Origin of the sequence: Arsenophonus endosymbiont of Aphis craccivora (genome assembly GCF_013460135.1) — a bacterium.
Lineage (GTDB): Bacteria > Pseudomonadota > Gammaproteobacteria > Enterobacterales > Enterobacteriaceae > Arsenophonus > Arsenophonus nilaparvatae.
Map to the genome: position 1 here is coordinate 257348 of NZ_CP038155.1, position 21668 is coordinate 279015.

General features: G+C 40.0%; 15 protein-coding genes, 1 tRNA gene and 5 pseudogenes. 8 read left to right on the forward strand and 13 right to left on the reverse strand.

Translation table 11 applies throughout. The features are described 5' to 3' along the window. Positions 1-112 precede the first annotated feature (112 nt). Positions 113-2905: a DNA polymerase I gene (gene polA, locus E3U36_RS01315; protein WP_180816842.1), complete on the forward strand. Its 2793-nt coding sequence runs from the start codon at positions 113-115 to the stop codon at positions 2903-2905. Positions 2906-2982: 77 nt separating this feature from the next. Here polA and E3U36_RS01320 read toward each other — a convergent pair whose 3' ends face one another. Further along, the gene (locus E3U36_RS01320; RefSeq protein WP_180816843.1) at positions 2983-3837 is read right to left on the reverse strand and encodes an IS5 family transposase; all 855 of its coding nucleotides are present in this window, start codon (positions 3835-3837) and stop codon (positions 2983-2985) included. 532 nt (positions 3838-4369) lie between these two features. After that, positions 4370-4993, reverse strand: coding sequence for a ribosome biogenesis GTP-binding protein YihA/YsxC (yihA, locus tag E3U36_RS01325; RefSeq protein WP_180816844.1), 624 nt, complete (start codon positions 4991-4993; stop codon positions 4370-4372). Between the two features lie 325 nt (positions 4994-5318). Between yihA and E3U36_RS01330 the strand changes: the two genes are divergently transcribed. The 5 genes and pseudogenes from E3U36_RS01330 (at position 5319) to E3U36_RS01350 (ending at position 8827) form a co-directional block, all read left to right on the forward strand. Then, positions 5319-6242 carry an IS5 family transposase gene (locus tag E3U36_RS01330; RefSeq protein ID WP_180816845.1) on the forward strand — a complete coding sequence of 308 codons (924 nt, stop codon included), beginning with the start codon at positions 5319-5321 and terminating at the stop codon, positions 6240-6242. Between the two features lie 57 nt (positions 6243-6299). Then, a pseudogene (gene mutY, locus E3U36_RS01335) lies at positions 6300-7136 on the forward strand (A/G-specific adenine glycosylase); the annotation flags it as partial. A 25-nt stretch (positions 7137-7161) separates the two neighbouring features. Continuing rightward, a complete protein-coding gene (locus tag E3U36_RS01340) occupies positions 7162-7434 on the forward strand; it encodes an oxidative damage protection protein (RefSeq protein ID WP_180816846.1) in 273 nt (90 codons plus the stop codon). Positions 7435-7497: 63 nt separating this feature from the next. Next, positions 7498-8568 carry a membrane-bound lytic murein transglycosylase MltC gene (gene mltC / locus E3U36_RS01345; RefSeq protein WP_180816847.1) on the forward strand — a complete coding sequence of 357 codons (1071 nt, stop codon included), beginning with the start codon at positions 7498-7500 and terminating at the stop codon, positions 8566-8568. 183 nt (positions 8569-8751) lie between these two features. Next, positions 8752-8827, forward strand: a tRNA-Phe gene (locus E3U36_RS01350). Between the two features lie 602 nt (positions 8828-9429). Here the strand turns inward: E3U36_RS01350 and E3U36_RS01355 are convergent. From E3U36_RS01355 to E3U36_RS01375, 6 genes and pseudogenes are all read right to left on the reverse strand, one after another. After that, complete coding sequence (locus E3U36_RS01355) at positions 9430-11220, reverse strand: pentapeptide repeat-containing protein (RefSeq protein WP_255479096.1); 1791 nt, start codon at positions 11218-11220, stop codon at positions 9430-9432. 6 nt (positions 11221-11226) lie between these two features. Next, positions 11227-11445, reverse strand: coding sequence for a pentapeptide repeat-containing protein (locus E3U36_RS01360; protein ID WP_238337484.1), 219 nt, complete (start codon positions 11443-11445; stop codon positions 11227-11229). Continuing rightward, a pseudogene (locus tag E3U36_RS13125) lies at positions 11446-11511 on the reverse strand (hypothetical protein); the annotation flags it as partial. Next, complete coding sequence (locus tag E3U36_RS01365; RefSeq protein ID WP_180816849.1) at positions 11487-12032, reverse strand: hypothetical protein; 546 nt, start codon at positions 12030-12032, stop codon at positions 11487-11489. The pseudogene E3U36_RS13125 and the gene E3U36_RS01365, both read right to left, overlap by 25 nt. 39 nt (positions 12033-12071) lie before the next feature. Continuing rightward, entirely contained in the window at positions 12072-12380 is a 309-nt protein-coding gene (locus tag E3U36_RS01370) for a hypothetical protein (protein ID WP_180816850.1), read from the reverse strand. 208 nt (positions 12381-12588) lie between these two features. Further along, the gene (locus E3U36_RS01375; RefSeq protein WP_180815966.1) at positions 12589-13512 is read right to left on the reverse strand and encodes an IS5 family transposase; all 924 of its coding nucleotides are present in this window, start codon (positions 13510-13512) and stop codon (positions 12589-12591) included. Here E3U36_RS01375 and E3U36_RS01380 point away from each other — a divergent pair. Continuing rightward, entirely contained in the window at positions 13506-13646 is a 141-nt protein-coding gene (locus E3U36_RS01380; RefSeq protein ID WP_180816851.1) for a hypothetical protein, read from the forward strand. The two genes, E3U36_RS01375 and E3U36_RS01380, sit on opposite strands and share 7 nt — an antisense overlap. Positions 13647-13961: 315 nt before the next feature. Here E3U36_RS01380 and rnd read toward each other — a convergent pair. From rnd to yoaA, 5 genes and pseudogenes are all read right to left on the reverse strand, one after another. After that, a pseudogene (rnd, locus tag E3U36_RS01385) lies at positions 13962-15087 on the reverse strand (ribonuclease D). Positions 15088-15156: 69 nt separating this feature from the next. Further along, entirely contained in the window at positions 15157-16881 is a 1725-nt protein-coding gene (gene fadD, locus E3U36_RS01390; protein WP_180816852.1) for a long-chain-fatty-acid--CoA ligase FadD, read from the reverse strand. A gap of 545 nt (positions 16882-17426) precedes the next feature. Then, a pseudogene (locus E3U36_RS01395) lies at positions 17427-17951 on the reverse strand (Slp family lipoprotein). Beyond that, on the reverse strand, positions 17917-18612 hold the full coding sequence (tsaB, locus tag E3U36_RS01400) for a tRNA (adenosine(37)-N6)-threonylcarbamoyltransferase complex dimerization subunit type 1 TsaB (RefSeq protein ID WP_180816853.1): 696 nt from the start codon (positions 18610-18612) through the stop codon (positions 17917-17919). The pseudogene E3U36_RS01395 and the gene tsaB overlap by 35 nt, the downstream one beginning before the upstream one ends. Before the next feature lie 113 nt (positions 18613-18725). Further along, positions 18726-20639 (reverse strand): annotated as a pseudogene (gene yoaA / locus E3U36_RS01405) (DNA repair helicase YoaA). Positions 20640-20734: 95 nt separating this feature from the next. Here yoaA and E3U36_RS01410 point away from each other — a divergent pair. Then, the gene (locus E3U36_RS01410; RefSeq protein WP_180816854.1) at positions 20735-21658 is read left to right on the forward strand and encodes an IS5 family transposase; all 924 of its coding nucleotides are present in this window, start codon (positions 20735-20737) and stop codon (positions 21656-21658) included. Positions 21659-21668: the final 10 nt, after the last annotated feature.

Consider the following 21668-nt stretch of genomic DNA (forward strand, 5'->3'; position numbering starts at 1 on the left):
GCTATAAGCGGTGGAAAAGTGACAAATTGAAAATAAATTCAGGCAAAATTCGTCTCTCTCGCATGAGTGGGGCATTCTATCACTATTAATTATTTTGATGATGAAAAAGACTATGGCTCAAATTGCAGAAAACCCATTTATCCTAGTTGATGGCTCCTCTTACCTTTACCGTGCATATCATGCTTTTCCCCCATTAACCAACAGTGCAGGGGAGCCAACCGGTGCTATGTATGGTGTTCTTAACATGTTGCGTAGTTTAATTATGCAATATCAGCCGAGTCATATTGCGGTAGTATTTGATGCTAAAGGAAAAACTTTTCGGGATGAATTATTTGAGCAATATAAATCTCAACGACCACCAATGCCCGATGATTTGCGTGCACAGATAGCGCCGCTACATGAAATGGTTGCTGCCATGGGGCTTCCTTTATTGGTTGTTGCTGGTGTTGAAGCTGATGATGTAATAGGGACATTAGCTTTACAGGCGAGTAAGAAAGGATTGCCTGTACTAATCAGTACAGGAGATAAAGACATGGCTCAATTAGTGACATCTGATATAACACTCATTAATACCATGACAAACACTATCTTAGGGCCAACAGAGGTTATTGATAAATATGGTGTGCCACCTGAGTTGATGCTTGATTTTCTCGCGTTGATGGGAGATTCATCCGATAATATTCCTGGTGTACCAGGTGTAGGAGAAAAAACGGCATTAGCTTTATTGCAAGGAATTGGCGATCTGGCAACGATTTATAATGATTTGTCTGCAATTGCTCCGTTAGGGTTTCGTGGTTCGAAAACATTAGCAGAAAAAATGGCACAACATAAAGACATTGCTTTGTTATCTTATAAATTAGCCACAATTAAGACTAATGTTGATTTAACTACAGATTATGATGGACTGGTTATGCAGGCGCCTGATATTGAAAAATTACATGCGCTTTTTAGTCATTACGAATTTAAGCGTTGGTTAGCTGATTTACAAAATGGTAGTTGGCTAACGAAAAAAACAGCTAAATCTGCAACCACTATTTCTGATAACAATAGCGATATTTCTTTAGCTAAAGAGCCTTCAGCCGTACTATCAACAGAGCATTATCAAACGATATTGACCAAAGATGATTTGATGCAATGGGTTGAAAAATTGCAATCGGCAAAGCGTTTTGCCTTTGATACTGAAACTGACGGCCTTGATACACTATCGATAAATTTGGTTGGGCTCTGTTTTGCCATTGAAGAAGGTAAAGCTGCTTATCTTCCGCTGGGGCATGATTATCTTGATGCGCCACAACAATTACCTTTAGATGAGGTGTTAGCGGCGATAAAACCGGTATTAATTGACCAAAATATTCAAAAGATTGGTCAGAATTTAAAATTCGATTACAGCGTGATGGCCAATTATGATATTGAATTAAAGAATATGGCCTTTGATACAATGCTGGAATCTTATATATTAAATAGTGTTGCCGGACTTGGTCGTCATGATATGGATAGTTTGGCGCAACGGCATCTCAATCATAAAACTATAACTTTTGAAGAGATTGCCGGCAAAGGAAAAAATCAGTTAACATTCAATCAAATCCCACTTGAGCAAGCGTCAACTTATGCAGCCGAAGATGTCGACGTCACATTATTATTACACCAAACGCTTTCGCCTCAACTTGAGGCAGAACCTAAATTAAAAGAAGTTTTTCAACAGATAGAAATGCCGTTAGTACCGGTATTAGCCCGTATGGAGCGGGTTGGGGTGCTTATCGATGCAAATAAGCTGGCTAAGCAATCTCAGGAGATAGCAAGCCGATTAATGGAAATTGAAAAAGAAGCTTATGCTATCGCTGAACAAGAATTTAATTTGGCATCACCTAAACAATTACAAGCTATTTTGTTTGAAAAACTTCAACTGCCAGTGGTGAAGAAAACCCCTAGTGGTGCACCCTCCACTAATGAGGAAGTTCTAGAAGAGCTGGCCTTTAGTCATGAGCTGCCAAAAATTATTCTGCAACACCGTAGCTTATCAAAATTGAAATCGACTTATACCGATAAACTACCCATGATGATCCATCCAAAAACGAAACGGGTACATACTTCCTATCATCAGGCAGTAGCAGCGACTGGTAGACTCTCTTCCCGTGATCCTAATTTACAAAATATTCCAGTTAGGACTGAGGAAGGGCGAAGGATCCGTCAAGCGTTTATCGCTTGTGAAGGTTATAAAATTGTAGCCGCAGATTATTCACAAATTGAATTGCGTATTATGGCCCATCTTTCGCAGGATAAAGGATTGCTTGATGCTTTTGCCGAAGGACAAGATATTCATAGAGCAACAGCGGCAGAGGTTTGTGGGGTATTGTTGACCTATGTGACTAGTGAGCAGCGCCGTAGCGCAAAAGCAATTAATTTTGGTTTAATTTATGGTATGAGCGCTTTTGGACTGTCCCGTCAGTTAGGAATTACTCGTGGCCAGGCACAGCATTATATGGATCGTTATTTTGAGCGCTATCCTGGTGTTTTAAGTTATATGGAACGTACCCGCAAACAAGCTGCGGAGCAAGGTTATGTCGAAACGCTGGCAGGACGCCGACTCTATTTGCCCGATATTAATTCCCGCAATGCAATTCGACGTAAAGCATCTGAACGTGAAGCCATTAATGCACCAATGCAAGGAACGGCAGCAGATATTATAAAAAAAGCGATGATCACATTAGATACATGGATTGAAACGGTAAAGCCTGATCTCTATATGTTGATGCAAGTACACGATGAATTAGTTTTTGAAGTAAAAGAGTCTGCTGTTGAGCGGTCACAACAAAAAATCCGTCAGTTAATGGAACACAGTATGCAATTAACCGTTCCACTAAAAGTTGATATTGGTATTGGTGATAATTGGGATGAAGCACATTAAAAAGAAAAAGCGGCATTTATGGGCTTTGTTGAATAAATCAGAATTAGCCGACAGGATGGCTCCCTCTGCTACACCTGTTATCCGATCCTGACGCTGTGTGGCATACCCAACAACGTCATACGGTTCAGCGCTTTGACCATCGCCATTGCTTCACCTACCTGAGCCTCATAGTCACGCAGCCTCAGATGGCCACCCAGCAAAGTTTTTATGCGGAACATCGCTGTTTCTACCACTGAACGCCGGTGATAACCCACTTTCTTTTTCCACATATCATTACTCCTGCTCAGACGCTGATTCGCCACCGCATGGTTACGTTCATGGTACTTGTCCGGCCAGTATTTCGCTCCGCTTCGCGGCGGGATAAAGGGCCTGATTTTCCGGTGGGTTTGGTTAATCAGGCCCGGCAGTGCCTGCGCATCTGTCGTTCCGCTGAGCGATAAGTCGGCACAGATAATCTCATGAGTCACACTGTCTGCTGCCAGATGAAGCTTGCGCCACACTCTTCGTCTGTCAGCCCCATGCTGCCTGACTTTCCATTCACCTTCGCCAAAGACCTTCAGACCGGTACTGTCGATGACCAGATGCGAGATTTCACCACGCGTTGGCGTTTTTATGCTGATGTTGACGCTCTTTGCTCGTCTGCTGACCAGCGAGTAGTCCGGACAGCACAGCGGCAAAGACATGAGTTTAAAAATCGAATCAACGAAGCCCTGTAATGCCCGGAGCGACAGGTTAAACACACGCTTCATCATCAGGACAGTGGTAACAGCCATATCGCTGTAGTAAAGCGGCCGGCCACGACCTTCAGGCGAAGAACTGTCAGTCCATCCAGCGATGGCCGACTCATCAAGCCAGACCGTCAGGGAACCGCGTTGTCTGAGTGCCTTGTTGTACGCGGGCCAGTTGGTAATTTTAAACTTTTGCTTTGCCATGGGGACCTGATGTTGAAACGAATTTAGCGATCAGCTCCGCCAATCACCTAAAAGTTCGATTTATTCAACAAAGCCGCATTTATGCTAATTGTCGATAAGAATTTTAAGTAAACTAACTTATTTTATTCGAGACAAAATAACGTAGTAGGTAATAACTTACTTTTGTTAGGATGATCGACCAAAATGTTTTAGTAAACTAGGCAGTTTTTATCACTAAAAATATATAGTTTTTGCTAATTATGTGCCAAAGTTATCAAGTAATTAGTTTTTATTACATAAAGTTATTTTATGACTTAAATTCAATCGAAAAAAATAACAAAAAACTTTTTTTATTCGCGAAATAAAGTAAAGTAATTGACGTAGGGTACAGAGGTAAGATGTTCTATTTTTAAAATCTATTATTTTATGTAATAAGATAAGCTAATTATTAAGCTGCTCTAGTCAAATAATTGACTGGAGCATTTTTTTATTTGTTTTTAAGAAAATGTGACAGTAGTGATAGATAAAGCCCTCTAATTATCCATCATGTAGACTAATTATGCTCAGCATGTTGCTCATTGAACCATTCATCTAATTTAAGTTGTAATTTATCGATACCTATTTTTTTCAATGAAGAAAAGGTTTCAACTTGTATATTACCCGCCACTGTTTTTAATCTATTACGTACTGCTATGATTTGAGCTTTTTGTTTATTGGGTACTAGTTTGTCTGCTTTGGTTAGCAATACTAATATCGTGATATTCATTGCTACAGACCATTCAATCATTTGTATATCCATATATTTTAATGGATGACGAATGTCCATTAATATTATCAATCCTTTTAAACATGTTCTTTTTTGTAAATATTCACTTAATGCTTGTTGCCATTGGCGTTTAATTGATTCAGGGACTTCCGCATAGCCGTAGCCAGGTAAATCAACCAGCCTAATACCCTCTGCAACTTCGAACAAATTGATTAGCTGTGTTCTGCCAGGTTTTTTACTGGTACGGGCTAGATTTTTTTGTTGGGTAAGTGCATTTAATGCACTGGATTTACCGGCGTTAGAACGTCCAGCGAAGGCAATTTCTATACCATGATCGTTTGGTAAATGGCGAATATCAGGTGCGCTTGTGACAAATTTTGTCTGGTGATAATTATAATTTTTGTTTGTCATCATTGTTTCTCGCTGATTTCGGCTTAAATTAGAGAAATTATACCTTTAAGAGGATAAATTAAGATAGTGATAGAAGAGGATAAATTAAGATAGTGATAGCTACATGAAAGATAGATTATTATGTGTTAATGAATTTTATTAAAAATAACATTTTTTACATAAGAAAAAAATATGGAATGTGACAGAATAGATCCTATTATTTAATTAGGTCAATTTAGGCCAGTTATGTATTTTTACTTAGTATAATGACGGCTTTGTTGAATAAATCGAACTTTTAGGTGATTGGCGGAGCTGATCGCTAAATTCGTTTCAACATCAGGTCCCCATGTCAAAGCAAAAGTTTAAAATTACCAACTGGCCCGCGTACAACAAGGCACTCAGACAACGCGGTTCCCTGACGGTCTGGCTTGATGAGTCGGCCATCGCTGGATGGACTGACAGTTCTTCGCCTGAAGGTCGTGGCCGGCCGCTTTACTACAGCGATATGGCTGTTACCACTGTCCTGATGATGAAGCGTGTGTTTAACCTGTCGCTCCGGGCATTACAGGGCTTCGTTGATTCGATTTTTAAACTCATGTCTTTGCCGCTGTGCTGTCCGGACTACTCGCTGGTCAGCAGACTAGCAAAGAGCGTCAACATCAGCATAAAAACGCCACCGCGTGGTGAAATCTCGCATCTGGTCATCGACAGTACCGGTCTGAAGGTCTTTGGCGAAGGTGAAAGGAAAGTCAGGCAGCATGGGGCTGACAGACGAAGAGTGTGGCGCAAGCTTCATCTGGCAGCAGACAGTGTGACTCATGAGATTATCTGTGCCGACTTATCGCTCAGCGGAACGACAGATGCGCGAGCACTGCCGGGCCTGATTAACCAAACCCACCGGAAAATCAGGGAAGTGTCAGCAGACGGTGCTTATGACGCCTGTTACTGCCAAGACGCGTTGCTAAGAAAGAAAATCAGGCCCCTTATCCCGCCGCGAAGCGGAGCGAAATACTGGCCGGACAAGTACCATGAACGTAACCATGCGGTGGCGAATCAGCGTCTGAGCAGGAGTAATGATATGTGGAAAAAGAAAGTGGGTTATCACCGGCGTTCAGTGGCAGAAACAGCGATGTTCCGCATAAAAACTTTGCTGGGTGGCCATCTGAGGCTGCGTGACTATGAGGCTCAGGTAGGTGAAGCAATGGCGATGGTCAAAGCGCTGAACCGTATGACGTTGTTGGGTATGCCACACAGCGTCAGGATCGGATAACAGGTGTAGCAGAGGGAGCCATCCTGGCGGCTAATTCTGATTTATTCAACAAAGCCCCCGCAAGATGAAATCTTACACCTATGGACAGGCCTCGGTTACTATGCCAGAGCCCGCAATTTGCATAAAGCAGCACAACAAATTGTGGCTAAATATGATGGCCATTTCCCCAATAAATTCGAACCAGTTATTTCACTTCCAGGCATCGGACGCTCCACTGCTGGCGCTATTTTATCGTTATCCCAAAACCAACATTTGCCTATCCTGGATGGTAATGTAAAACGCGTGCTTACTCGTTATTATGGAATTGATGGTTGGCCCGGTACAAAAGAAGTTGAAAACCAACTATGGGCTCTCAGTACTCTGTTAACTCCTGCTAATGATGCTCAATATTTTAATCAGGCGATGATGGATATCGGTGCTATGATCTGTAGTCGTAGTAAACCTAAATGCGAACTCTGCCCGTTACAAAAAGGTTGCTATGCTTTTATGAACCACAGCTGGCAAAATTTTCCAGCCAAAAAACCTAAACAGCAAATTCCCACCAAATGTGGCTGGTTTTTGATTCTACAATATGAAAATTCAATTTGGCGGGAAAAGCGTCCTCCTTCTGGTATTTGTGGAGGCTTATATATTTTTCCACAATTTGATACGCTTGATGCACTAAACGAGTGGCTTAATAATTCCGGTATTGTATATAACAAAATTGAGCAATTAATTACATTTCGTCATACCTTTAGCCACTTTCATTTAGATGTTATACCTATTTATGTCACTATTAATCCGTTTTCTGCTTGTATGGATGAAACACAAGGACTTTGGTATAACTTACAGCAAGATATAAAAATTGGCTTAGCAGCACCGGTTGAAAACTTACTTAAACAATTTAGATATTAACTTTACCGTTCTGAGGAGCCACTTAATGAGTAGAACTATTTTTTGTACTTTTTTACAACGTGAAGCTGAAGGTTTGGATTTTCAGCTTTATCCTGGTGAAATAGGTAAGCGGATTTTTAATCAAATATCTAAAGAAGCCTGGGGACAATGGATGAGCAAACAAACCATGCTGATCAATGAAAAAAAACTTAGCACGATGAATCCTGAAGACCGAAAGCTATTAGAGCAAGAGATGGTAAAATTTCTGTTTGAGGGGCAAGAAATTCATAGTGAAGGCTATACCCCGCCTGAAAAATAATTGTTAACCCCATCAGAATTTTTTCCATTCTGATGGTTTTTTATCTGACAAACTGTGAATGATATGAAAAAGCTGCTGCTCCCTCTGATCATTGTCCAACTTTTGCTGGCTTGCTCTAGTAAAAAAGAGTTCTCATTTCATCCTGAATACATCAAAGATACCAATGGATTTGATATTTTAGTTCAGCAATTTGCTCACAATATTGAGAATATTTGGAGAATTCAGGAAGTGCTGATTGCTGGGCCAAAAGATTATGTCAAATATACCGATCAATACCAAACCCGTAGCCATATTAATTTTGACAGCGGCAGCATCACACTTGAAACCATCGCTGGCGTAGAGCCAAAGGAATACTTAAAAAAAGCCATTGTTACTACTCTATTGATGGGCGATGATCCAGGCTCCATTGATCTCTACTCTGATATTAATAATATTGCTATCAGTAAAGAGCCATTTTTATATGGACAAGTACTTGATCATACGAATCAACCGATCCGCTGGGAATGGCGAGCAACAAAATTTGCCGACTATCTATTAGAAAATAAATTACAGCGACGTCAGTCAGGATTGCACGTCATCTGGTCAATTACTATCCAATTAGTGCCAAATCACCTGGATAAACGTGCTCATAAGTATTTACCATATATCCGCCAGGCAGCGGCAAAATATGGTGTTGATCAATCGTTGATCTTGGCAATTATGCAAATAGAGTCTAGTTTTAATCCTTACGCAGTCAGTCGCTCTGATGCTTTAGGTGTAATGCAAATTATGCCAAACACTGCTGGCAAAGACGTTTTTCGTGCCCAAGGAAAATCAGGCATACCAAGTCGCAATTATTTATTTGATCCTGCCAATAATATTGATCTGGGAACCGCCTATTTATCATTGCTACAAAACACTTATTTAGGTGAAATCACTAATGCTACCTCGCGCCGCTATGCGATCATCACTGCCTATAATGGCGGAGCCGGTAGTGTATTAAGAGTATTCCATAACGATAAAAAGCTGGCAGCACAGATTATTAACCAAATGCCACCTGGTGATGTTTACCACGCATTAGTGACTAAACATCCGGCTGCGCAATCACGTAATTATCTTATTAAAGTAAATAATGCGCAGAAAAATTATCGTTAACAGCCTTTTTACTTAGTTAAGTTGGTACCCTTATAATAAAGGGTACCATTTCTAATCGGCAAAAAAGCTTCGAACACTTTTTATATACCAGTTGTTAAGTTGTTGAAAAAACAAGCATAAGAAAGCTTATTGCAATAATTTTAATTGACGAAAATATCATAATCAGGTTTAATACGCCCTGTTGCCCGGATAGCTCAGTCGGTAGAGCAGAGGATTGAAAATCCTCGTGTCGGTGGTTCGATTCCGCCTCCGGGCACCACATTGCTAGCACGGTGATTGAAACTGACAATTTCGATTATTTTTTGAAATCATTCTCGATTGAATATTGATTTAATGATTTTACTGCATCCAGACTTACTCCCACAAACTTATCCAACAAAACATAAGAAGTATTAGTTAAAGAAATAAATTCCATCATAAACTTAGCAAACGCATCAGCATTAGTCGCTTTTTTATCTTTACTAACTTATCAATTTTAGAGAATAAATTTTTATCTAATTCATCCACATTTTTTGAACAAATGGGTAGTAATTATTGTTTATGGTATTCACTGCAGAATTAGCTGAGGCAGCTTGATAATAAAGTTTAACCAAACCATCTAAGTCAGTATGACTAACATATGCTCTCTACTTAATCTTTGCCAAATACATTTTTAAATAACTTTACAGATTTGGCATTTTTTCTTGTAATGACTATTGCCAATGCTTGTACGTTCTGATTAGTCAGCTTTATTGCCGCATTAACCCACTACCACATTTGTAAACATTGAGGATGACAGATTAATAAAAACACAGGATGGCATTTTCTAGCAGCTAAGACCAAATAAGACATACCATCCTGCATAAATTTAATTACTCTTCATTAATAAAATAGTATCTTGTAGAGCCAGGCCAATGGCTGGATCTTTTGCAAAACATAATTACAGTGCTCTGAAGCATATTTAGTCATTATGTTAGATAAAACCGCAGTACAAGTGAAAATGTTCTCTGTTCCTATTCCTAGTAGTCGATTTTTCCAATCATTGAATCTCTCCTGATCAATCAGTGTTTGATCCAGATTGTGAGCTTTTTCCATTAAAGCGCATGCATAATACCTAAGCATTAGCGGTGATTCTGACTCGGTTCCAAAAATAGCAATGGATGAATAATGAGTAAAAACGGCAGATAACGCGAATAGATGCTCGGCTTTTTCTCTATCTGTACTTGCTGTGAAATTGTATAAGTTGAGGATCTGGTCATAATTTTGCTTTTTCAAAGTGTAGCCCTGTTGAAAATCAAGCAGACGAGAAAAAATTTTAGTTAACTCCTGTTGAGCAGAGCTATCTATCAGCTTTGTGTTATAAGCATTGGATTGTATAGCCTCAAGGAAAAATTGTTTATATTGGTCATTTAAATATAAGGCCTCAATTAATTTATTAAACGTTGTCTGATTTTCACTATTAATAAAAGACGCGGCAAAAAGTGGAAAATCTTCTTTGTAACATCGACTCAGATTGTATTCAGTCGGACTCAAACAGTTGCCATCCTGAAAAAGAACAATATGATCCCATATTGTATTCAAATCAGGGTGCAGCATATTAATAAACAAATTTTCAGCAACCAATAATACTCTGCCTGGCTTTTTTGGTGATAATAAGAGATCATTCATTGCATGTTTGTCTGCCCAGTTTGCATTGCCTTCAGAATCACCAAAAGTGTATTTACTTTCTGGGTGTTGCAGTTGTTGCTGAATTTCAGGTAGTTTTAAATATTTTTCATATAGTTCATTAATTGCCAAATTTTCTACCACATTTATTCCAGCCATTCTGGCCGCTATTATGGTTTGAATAAAAGAACTATTAACGTGGACTGAGGCTAGCAAATGCGGATGTTGGGCGAAATAATTGAAAAAGGGCTTAATTAGTTGAGGGTGTGATTTAAAGTTATTCAGTAGTCCCAAGGAAGAGTCGGTTAGACAATTTTCTATCAGTTTATTAACAAAATGGTTAATTTCTTGATTGTTGATAAAAAGAGGTCTGCCCAAAACCTCTATTAATGGTAACCTGACCTGAAGAAAATTAATGCCAGGACGGTCAAGAGAATGAATAAGTTGCAAAGCCAGTTTAGTTTTTAATTCACTATATCTATCATCTATGCTATCGATACTGGTTAATAAACTACCTTCTAGATTATGAAAATGATTAAGTATCAAATCCAAGGTCTCGTCATTCCATTCAATAAATGGATTAATTGTAAGAGTGCTGTTTAAGAGTGCGCCAGAAAAATCAACAGCTATAATATCTACTCCCGCCAAATTAGCATCAGCTAAATTAGCATCCCTAAAATTAATTCTACGCAATAAAGCGCCACTAAAATCAGTTCCAGCTAAGTTAGTACCTGTAAGGTTGACATTTATCAAGTTAGCATCGGTTAAATTAGCTAATTGCAAGTTAGCATTTGTCAAGTTAGCTTCTGTCAGATTAGCTTCATTTAAGTTAACCTTGGTCAGATTGGCATCGGTTAGATTAGCACCTTCTAAGTCTGTATTAGTGAGATCGCTATTGGTTAGATTAGCGCCTCTTAAATCAGCACTTATCAGACTAGCGTCTAAACAGTTAGCTTCTATCAGCTTGGCACCTGCCAGATTTACGACAAATAAGTCAGCATTTGTCAGGTTAACTTATGTTAAATTGGCTTCTAACAAGTTAGCATTTTGTAGTTCAGACCCGGTTAGATTAGCTGCTAATAAGTTAGCATTACTGAGATTGCCATTGATTATATTAGTACCGGTTAAATTCGCTTTTGTCAGGTCAGCCCCTGCCAGATTAGCTCCGTGCATGTTAGCATGAAGGATTTTGGCATCATTAAGCTTAGCGCCACTTAATTCAGCATCAATCATTTCGCTATTACTAAAATTTGCTGCGGATAAGTTAGCATTAGTCAGTTTGCTCTTAATTTGTCCAATTGCTTAAGCGATATTTTTTCTAATTGAGTTGAAACTGTATCGGATTGAGAAGATAAATTTTTGGCGGCTGCATTAGAACCTTTTCCACCCATACCATGGGTTTTTAACCGATAAAGACGTTCTCGTATTAAAACCGGGGCTAACTCCAGGTTACCGGCAGCATCTCGTAGATATTTTCGACCAAAAAGAGCACCGGTTGTAGGATCCACTTGTACCCAAATATCTTTTCCGCGTTCCTGGCCTATGTTAACTACCTGAACGACTTTTGCCAGATCAGGGCGAAAAGCGCGTTCAGTATAGAAAGACTCAACTGGTGCAATAGATAACGCTTTAGCTTGCTTATCTAACGCTTCTACCAACGGAGTTAAACCGCTAATTTTCTGTTTTACATTTATAGCGGCATTTTTTAGGTTATTGAGACCTTTTAATCCTCTAGTTGCTAACAGTTCAAATCCAGGATCAGCTGAACGGATAAACGCTACACCTACATCAACATAAGCTTTTCTTGGTACACTTTGCATTATATGAGGTAGACCAAATTTGATGAGCTGTTTTCCGCCTTATTTTAAAGCCTCAGCAATCATCGCATGTCTTAGCGCAATCCGTAGTGCATCAATAGCGGCTTCACTAGCAGCAATACCCAACCGACGAGCTACTTGAGCACTTTTGCCAGCAAACGGTACAAAACTTAAGATATCGAATAAACCGGCTTCGATCGCCTTATTAGTATTGCCTTTTTGGACCTCAGTAATACAGGTATAGAATGGAATCAGGCTTAAGAAAAACTCCTCCACTTTTTGCCGGGTTGTTTTTTCATAACCATCATCTCGCAGTTTTTGACATAATTTTTCACCATGTCGTTTAGCCAACTTTGCGAATAGTATATTCGGTTTATCATTTGCTGCTTTTAAAGGGAAATGGTCTCTATTTTTAATTTATAATCATTATCATAGCTAGCTTAATCCATCATTCGGAAATAGGGCAAGAATTTTACCTTTATTGAAATCAACTCGATGTAATCGGCTTTGTTGAATAAATCAGAATTAGCCGCCAGGATGGCTCCCTCTGCTACAGCTGTTATCCGATCCTGACGCTGTGTGGCATACCCAACAACGTCATACGGTTCAGCGCTTTGACCATTGCCATTGCTTCACCTACCTGAGCCTCATAGTCACGCAGGCTCAGATGGCCACCCAGCAAAGTTTTTATGCGGAACATCGCTGTTTCTGCCACTGAACGCCGGTGATAACCCACTTTCTTTTTCCACATATCATTACTCCTGCTCAGACGCTGATTCGCCACCGCATGGTTACGTTCATGGTACTTGTCCGGCCAGTATTTCGCTCCGCTTCGCGGCGGGATAAGGGGCCTGATTTTCTTTCTTAGCAACGCGTCGTGGCAGTAACAGGCGTCATAAGCACCGTCTGCTGACACTTCCCTGATTTTCCGGTGGGTTTGGTTAATCAGGCCCGGCAGTGCCTGCGCATCTGTCGTTCCGCTGAGCGATAAGTCGGCACAGATAATCTCATGAGTCACACTGTCTGCTGCCAGATGAAGCTTGCGCCACACTCTTCGTCTGTCAGCCCCATGCTGCCTGACTTTCCATTCACCTTCGCCAAAGACCTTCAGACCGGTACTGTCGATGACCAGATGCGAGATTTCACCACGCGTTGGCGTTTTTATGCTGATGTTGACGCTCTTTGCTCGTCTGCTGACCAGCGAGTAGTCCGGACAGCACAGCGGCAAAGACATGAGTTTAAAAATCGAATCAACGAAGCCCTGTAATGCCCGTAGCGACAGGTTAAACACACGCTTCATCATCAGGACAGTGGTAACAGCCATATCGCTGTAGTAAAGCGGCCGGCCACGACCTTCAGGCGAAGAACTGTCAGTCCATCCAGCGATGGCCGACTCATCAAGCCAGACCGTCAGGGAACCGCGTTGTCTGAGTGCCTTGTTGTACGCGGGCCAGTTGGTAATTTTAAACTTTTGCTTTGCCATGGGGACCTGATGTTGAAACGAATTTAGCGATCAGCTCCGCCAATCACCTAAAAGTTCGATTTATTCAACAAAGCCATCGCCATTATAAATATCAGGGTTGTTTTCATTCCAGCCTCGTAATAACCTGGATATAATATAATATAATATAATATAATATAATATAATATAATATAATATAATATAATATAATATAATATAATATAATATAATATAATATAATATAATATAATATAATATAATTATTTATATTTTTATAAAAAATAACTTATTTAAATTAATAGAAAGAGAAACCAAGAAAGAAAAGATATTTTTAATATCATGTCTCAAGATACAGCTTTAAATTAATTACACTATACCTCAGAAAAACTAATTCAAAGATTTATTACAAATCAATGAATTAGTTCAATTAATAAAAAGATAACAAAAAATACATTTTAAAAATAAATCAGCTAACAATATAATTCCAATAATCGCTTTAAAGTAACACTTAATAATTGACCACGCCAGCCAGCCAACAAGTCGGGCTTATAGTCTGATGTTTTCAACCCCCAATGGAACGCTAGCAGTTGATTAATCTGACGTCTAGAAGCTAATAACTCTGAATTCAACTCTGCTTGTTCACCAATTTGTTTAGTTAAAGTTTTAACCGCCTTAAATGCCTCTCGATATTGAGGATGATTGATAAGATGATAAAGCGTATGTGGACAGGCATTTTCCTCAATATCACAACAGTTTGCGACAATTTGCAACACATCCTGACCATGGCAGCGGATCTCCTGCCCAGTTAAACCAAGAGTATGCAGTTGTGTCAAGGAATTAGGCAAATAACGCGCTATTTTCCATAGATCTTCTTCTCTAACAATAAAATTGACCGCTAAATCACGCCGTCGAGCCTGATTAAGACGCCAGGCTGCTAATTGTTTAAGACAGGCAAGCTTGTTGAGCCCGCAATTGCCAACTATTTTTAATACTTTTATATGCATCTGCGGGTGATAATATCTCTTGTCGACGTAACAAAATCCGCTGGCATTCATCGGTTACCGCCGGTAAATAGCCTAATTGATTAATCAACGACAGTAGTTTTTCGGCTAAAGGTAATAAAAAAAACACATCAGTGGCCGCATCTTGACACTGTTTCTCACTCAACGGCCGAATAAGCCAGTCTGTTCGTGATTCACTCTTATCTAACGTAATCGTTAAATATTCATTCACTAAGCTTGCAAACCCGCTAGAAATGGGATAACCAAGAAATGCTGCCATAATCTGGGTATCTAACATCGGCTGTGGAACACAAGCCAAATGATGTAAAAATACTTCTATATCTTCACTACCAGCATGCAAGATTTTAGTCACTTTGCCATCTGTTAATAAATTTCTAAACGGCTCCATATTAGTAATGGCAATAGGATCAATTAATGACAGTTGCTCACCGTCATATAGCTGAATAAGACCAAACGGTAGATAATAAGTTTTTACTCGTACAAATTCTGTATCTAAAGCTATTTTGTTAGCCTTCGCTGCTGCTTGACAAACTTGCTTAAGTTGAGCATCTGTGGTAATCAACTGATAATTCAAAACGTCTTTCTCTTTGTGATTTATTTTTAACAACATCGCTCTTGGCCGCCATTTTAGCGATGCTGTTTATCAAAATTTACTATCTAATGTTTGTGTTACTTGATGATTTTCTGTCGCTGTCAGATATTTTTTCTGCTCTTCTTCTCTTAATTGTCGTCGTAAAATTTTACCTACATTCGATTTAGGTAACTCAGAGCGAAACTCAAAAAACTTAGGCACTTTATAGGCAGTCAAATATTGACGGCAATAGATTTTTAATTCTTCAGCAGTCAAAGCAGGATACGTCGATACCGCAAAGACTTTGACCGCTTCACCAGTATTTTCATCTGCCACACCAATTGCTGCATTTTCAATGACTTTGGGATGATTAGAGATAACTTCTTCAATTTCACTCGGGTATACATTAAAACCAGAAACTAAAATCATATCTTTTTTGCGATCAACAATTTTAATAAATCCTTTTTCATCGATCTTGGCAATATCACCGGTCGCTAACCAACCATCTTTCATCACTTCGTCGGTCATAGCAGGAGAGCGCCAATAACCATTCATGACTTGAGGACCACGTACCAACATCTCACCGGGCTGGCCAATTGGAACTTCATTACCACTATTATCAATAAACTTGACTTCAGTTGAAGGCATAGGCGACCCAATGCTACCATTATATTTACTTAAATTGTATGGGTTAACCGTCACTAATGGCGAACACTCAGTTAAACCATAGCCCTCCAGTAAACACTTGCCCGTCAGTTGTTGCCACTCTTCCGCTACTGTTTTTTGTACCGGCATACCACCGCCAATAGAAACATTCAAATGGGAAAAATCAAGTTTTCTAAATTCTTCATTATGCAACCAGGCATTAAATAATGTATTAACACCTGTAATGCCAGTAAAAGAATAACGCGCAAGTTCTTTAACCGTTGCGGCAACATCCCGCGGATTAGTGATCAGCAAATTAGTACCGCCAATTTTAACAAATAACAAACAATTTACTGTCAAAGCAAAAATATGATACAGCGGCAACGCCGTCACAATAATTTCTTTACCTAACTGCATGGCAGGCAAATAAGTAGCTCTGCCCTGCTCAACATTTGCCAACATATTATAATGGCTAAGCATTGCGCCTTTTGCTGAGCCAGTGGTTCCGCCGGTATACTGGAGAAAAGCCAAATCTTCGCCAGAAAGATCAGGTTTCACATATTGCATACGATCGCCTAATTGCATAACACTACGAAAAGAGATCGCTTGTGGCAAATAATATTTAGGTACCAGACGTTTTATATATTTAACAACAAAATCAACAATCGTCCCTTTTGGCCGAGACAGTTGATCGCCTAAACTTCTCAGAATAACATGTTTAACTTGGGTATTAAAAACGATTTTTTCTAATGTATGGGCAAAATTTGATACGATAACAATCGCAATAGCCTCACTATCACTAAGTTGATGTTCTAATTCTCTTGGGGTATAAAGCGGATTAACATTAACGACAACCATACCTGCACGTAAAATACCAAACAGTGCAACCGGATACTGTAATAAATTAGGTAGCATCAGCGCAATACGAGCGCCTTTTTGCAGACCTAAGCTATTTTGTAAATAGGCCGCAAACGCTCGACTACGCTCTTCCAGCTTACGATAGGTCATTATTTCATCCATATTAATGAAAGCTGGACGATCAGCATATGCTGTAACCGCATTTTCTAGTAAGTCTGCTAATGATGTTTCAGATACCGGTCCTATTTCTGCCGGTACATCAGATGGATAATTTTTTAGCCAGATTTTTTCCACTGTAACACTCCTGATTTGAAACTAAGTGAAGTAACCGACAAAAATTAATTTGTTAACAAAATACTAACTCAGCATACTAGTTTGAGCACCGTTCTGTGCTAATGCTGAGATATGTATCACTATTTAATTTCAAATCTCGAATAAGTTTAAACTAAGCTAACTTATCAACTGCTAAATTTTGATTCATTTTCAGTTAGCTATAAAAATTAGCGTAATAATTATATATAAGATTAATTATATATCATTCGACTTTTTTTCGAAAAAACAATGCTTTTTATCATATTAGCGCATAACCGCCGCACCTTTTAGCAGCGCAAAATCTGCTCAACCTAAAAACCAATCAGGGTAAATATGGCAAAATATTTACCCTGATTGATTGATAAAACTAATAATTATTCGGTTAAATAAGTTAGTATTTCAGCCTCACCAACAGGATAACCCCAAGGGTCCCAATTCCAATAATAAGGCGAATTAGGATAGTTTGGATACCATAGCGATCCATATCCACAACCTGAAGGTGGTAATACAACTGATTGCATTTGATTTCAACGTTGATAACCTGATACAGCAATCTTGACATACTGGTAGGAAACTAAATCAATTTTGCCTTCTTCAATGCCAGTAATTGTCCCAACGACAGTAATATAGTGACCGCTAAAATCTGATGGCTACAAAAAACGGCCAATATAAGCATAGATACGTCCTACCGATGGTGTATTTAACCTTGGCGCAGCGTCATATTTACTTAATGGCATCACTGCTATTTCAAGCCGAGTTTGGTTATTGTTGTTTAAAACAGAGATCACCTTACCGCCAAAGCGCCCATCTTGACAAATATAAAGCTCAGGGGCCTCACGCACTGCTGATAAACTTTCAACCGGTGTTTGTGTCGTTCCCTTAATTGACGCTGGAATTGAAACACAGCCAGCTAATAAAACAACACCAGCCAACAGAGCAACCTTTATGGCAGCCTGGTAGTTTAACTTTATTTTCATAAACCACCCCTTAAAACGGCATAATAATTTTAAACAAGTATCAACGGCCGGGTAATTTTTTCCAACTAACCTCATTACGTAAATAAACCGGCTGGGCTTCTTCAGCGTCAACTGTTTTACCTTGTTGCCACTCTGGTAGAGCTAACAGCAACATATCTTGCGCATCAGGTAAAGAAATACCACTTTCCAATAAATTTAAATTTGTAGCTCTTAATATAGGATAGGCTGACCAACCTGTCCCGGCAATAGCCCATTGTCCAGTTAAGCCATTTATTTTGGCTAAAAACTGCTCTAGCTTGAGTACTGACTCACTTTCTGCACCTTGCCAAAACCCATCTGGTTTAAGTTCATAACAAGCAGAATAAATTTCGCCCATTCTGGCATCTATCGCTACCAGTACTTTTTTTGCACCTAATTGACGATAAGCTCCTTGTGCCATAGTTAACAGCGAAGAGATACCTATCATCGGTAAATTAGCCCAAAATGCCAATCCCTGAGCAATACTGACAGCAATACGAACGCCAGTAAAACTGCCTGGCCCACGCCCAAAAGCTAAAACATCGATATGTTGTAAATCCAAATGCGCATAAATAAGACACTGCTCTATCATCGGTAATATTTTTTGGGTGTGCTCCCGCGGTGAAACGGCAAATTGAGTAAAAATTTCTCCATCGCGCCATAGTGCGACAGAACACGCTTCAGTGGCGGTATCAATCGCTAATATATGGGTTGCCATATTTTAGATCCTGGCTATTTTTATGACTAAATAATTGCTAATACTAACATATTTTGTTGAATAGGAAGATATAAATAAGAAAAACTTATATGTTATCGCCACTATTTATTTAATTAATTACTTAAGGACGTTTTTGCTAAAAAGTCAATCGCCGCTTGCAAACTGCGTGTTCTAGGCGAAGGCGGTAAACTATTTAAAAAAATTTCACCATAAGGTCGCGATACTAATCGTTTATCACAAATAATAATAACCCCTGAATCATTAACATCACGCACAAGCCGGCCAACCCCTTGCTTTAAATTAAGTACCGCATCAGGTAATTGGACATCATAAAATGCATTGCCGCCTTGGAGCTGACAATCTTGCATACGCGCTCGCAATAATGGTTCATCAGGCGACGTAAAGGGTAATCTATCGATAATGACACAAGAAAGAACATCGCCTTTAACATCAACACCTTCCCAAAAACTGCTGGTGGCTATTAATAATGCATTACCTGCTGCTATAAATTGTGACAACAATCGCGCTTTACTGGTTTCTCCCTGCATCAAAACAGGTAAATTCAAACAATCGCGAAACATTGCTGTTAATTCACGCATCATATGAAGTGAGGTACATAAAAAGAAACAACGCCCCTGATTATGATCGATAACTGGCTTTAGCATGACAACTAATTGCTAAGCAAAGTCAGCTTGATTAATATCTGGCAAATAACGGGGCACACAAAGTAATGTTTGGCGCTGATAGTCAAATGGACTTGGTAAGATTAAATTATTGGCTTTCTCCAATCCTAGACGCTGGCTAAAATAACTTAATTTATCACTGATTGCTAAGGTAGCTGAAGTAAAGATCCAACTGCCTTTTTCAGTGGTTATTATGTCATGAAATTTATCCGCCACCGTTAATGGTGTTAATGCTAATAAAAAATGGCGGCCAAAACTTTCAAACCAATAGCTAAACCCAGGTATTGTTGTTTCTTTTAACCGATTTGAACGATTACGATAAGTCGTTGTTCGATCAAAAATAGCATCTAACGCGGTAGAACGCCACAGCGACAGTTTCATCACCTCATAGCTAAATTCCAATGCATCCTCAAGACGCTGCAACACACTGCTAACCGACTGTTGATTAAGTAATTGCTGCAAATTCCCTCTAAATCCATTTTCACCTAATGCTAATCGAAAATCTAAAGTAGCCTGGCTAATGCTATAGGCACACTTTTGTAATTGTATCTGATCACGAATTTCTGTCCGATAAACGAGGGTAATATCACGTGCAAGTTCAAATAATTGACGGCTACTAAGCTGTTGGCCAAAGTATTGACTGGCAATATCGGGGATCTGATGCGCCTCATCAAAAATAACTACCTCCGCTGACGGAAGTAACTCACCAAATCCAGTATCTTTTACCACCTTATCAGCCATAAATAGATGGTGATTGATAACCACTACATCGGCTTCTAACGCTTTTTTGCGCGCTTTAAGTACAAAACAACGCTGATAATGGGGACAATGACTGCCGATACAATTATCATTAGTACTGGTTACTAATGGCCAAACAGCACTATCGTCGGCTACCTGATGACAATTACTGATATCACCATATTCAGTTCCTATTGCTCCACTACGTAAGCGAACAATATCAGCAATCATTTCAGCGGCTAGTTGCTCTCCAGCTAATGATTGCTGCTCAAGCCGCTCCAAACACAAATAATTAGCCCGCCCTTTTCATAAAGCGACATGACCTGAATAGGCTAAAGCCGCTTTAATAATCGGTAAATCACGATAATAGAGTTGATCCTGCAAAGTTTTTGAGCCGGTTGAGATCACGACTTTTTTGTTAGAACGTAAGGCCGGCACTAAATAAGCATAAGTTTTACCCGTTCCTGTCACTGCTTAAACCACAAGCGTTTGTTGAGATTGAATTGCCGTCGTTATGGCGCGAGCCATTTCAATTTGCGCATCACGTGGCCGAAATCCAGGGATGGCACTAACCAATGGGCCATTAATAGAAAAATCGTCTAACACTTTAGTCTCATTATTTTAATGGCTTTGTTGAATAAATTGAACTTTTAGGTGATTGGCGGAGCTGATCGCTAAATTCGTTTCAACATCAGGTCCCCATGGCAAAGCAAAAGTTTAAAATTACCAACTGGCCCACGTACAACAAGGCACTCAGACAACGAGGTTCCCTGACGGTCTGGCTTGATGAGTCGGCCATCGCTGGATGGACTGACAGTTCTTCGCCTGAAGGTCGTGGCCGGCCGCTTTACTACAGCGATATGGCTGTTACCACTGTCCTGATGATGAAGCGTGTGTTTAACCTGTCGCTCCGGGCATTACAGGGCTTCGTTGATTCGATTTTTAAACTCATGTCTTTGCCGCTGTGCTGTCCGGACTACTCGCTGGTCAGCAGACGAGCAAAGAGCGTCAACATCAGCATAAAAACGCCAACGCGTGGTGAAATCTCGCATCTGGTCATCGACAGTACCGGTCTGAAGGTCTTTGGCGAAGGTGAATGGAAAGTCAGGCAGCATGGGGCTGACAGACGAAGAGTGTGGCGCAAGCTTCATCTGGCAGCAAACAGTGTGAATCATGAGATTATCTGTGCCGACTTATCGCTCAGCGGAACGACAGATGCGCAGGCACTGCCGGGCCTGATTAACCAAACCCACCGGAAAATCAGGGAAGTGTCAGCAGACGGTGCTTATGACGCCTGTTACTGCCACGATGCGTTGCTAAGAAAGAAAATCAGGCCCCTTATCCCGCCGCGAAGCGGAGCGAAATACTGGCCGGACAAGTACCATGAACGTAACCATGCGGTGGCGAATCAGCGTCTGAGCAGGAGTAATGATATGTGGAAAAAGAAAGTGGGTTATCACCGGCGTTCAGTGGCAGAAACAGCGATGTTCCGCATAAAAACTTTGCTGGGTGGCCATCTGAGGCTGCGTGACTATGAGGCTCAGGTAGGTGAAGCAATGGCGATGGTCAAAGCGCTGAACCGTATGACGTTGTTGGGTATGCCACACAGCGTCAGGATCGGATAACAGCTGTAGC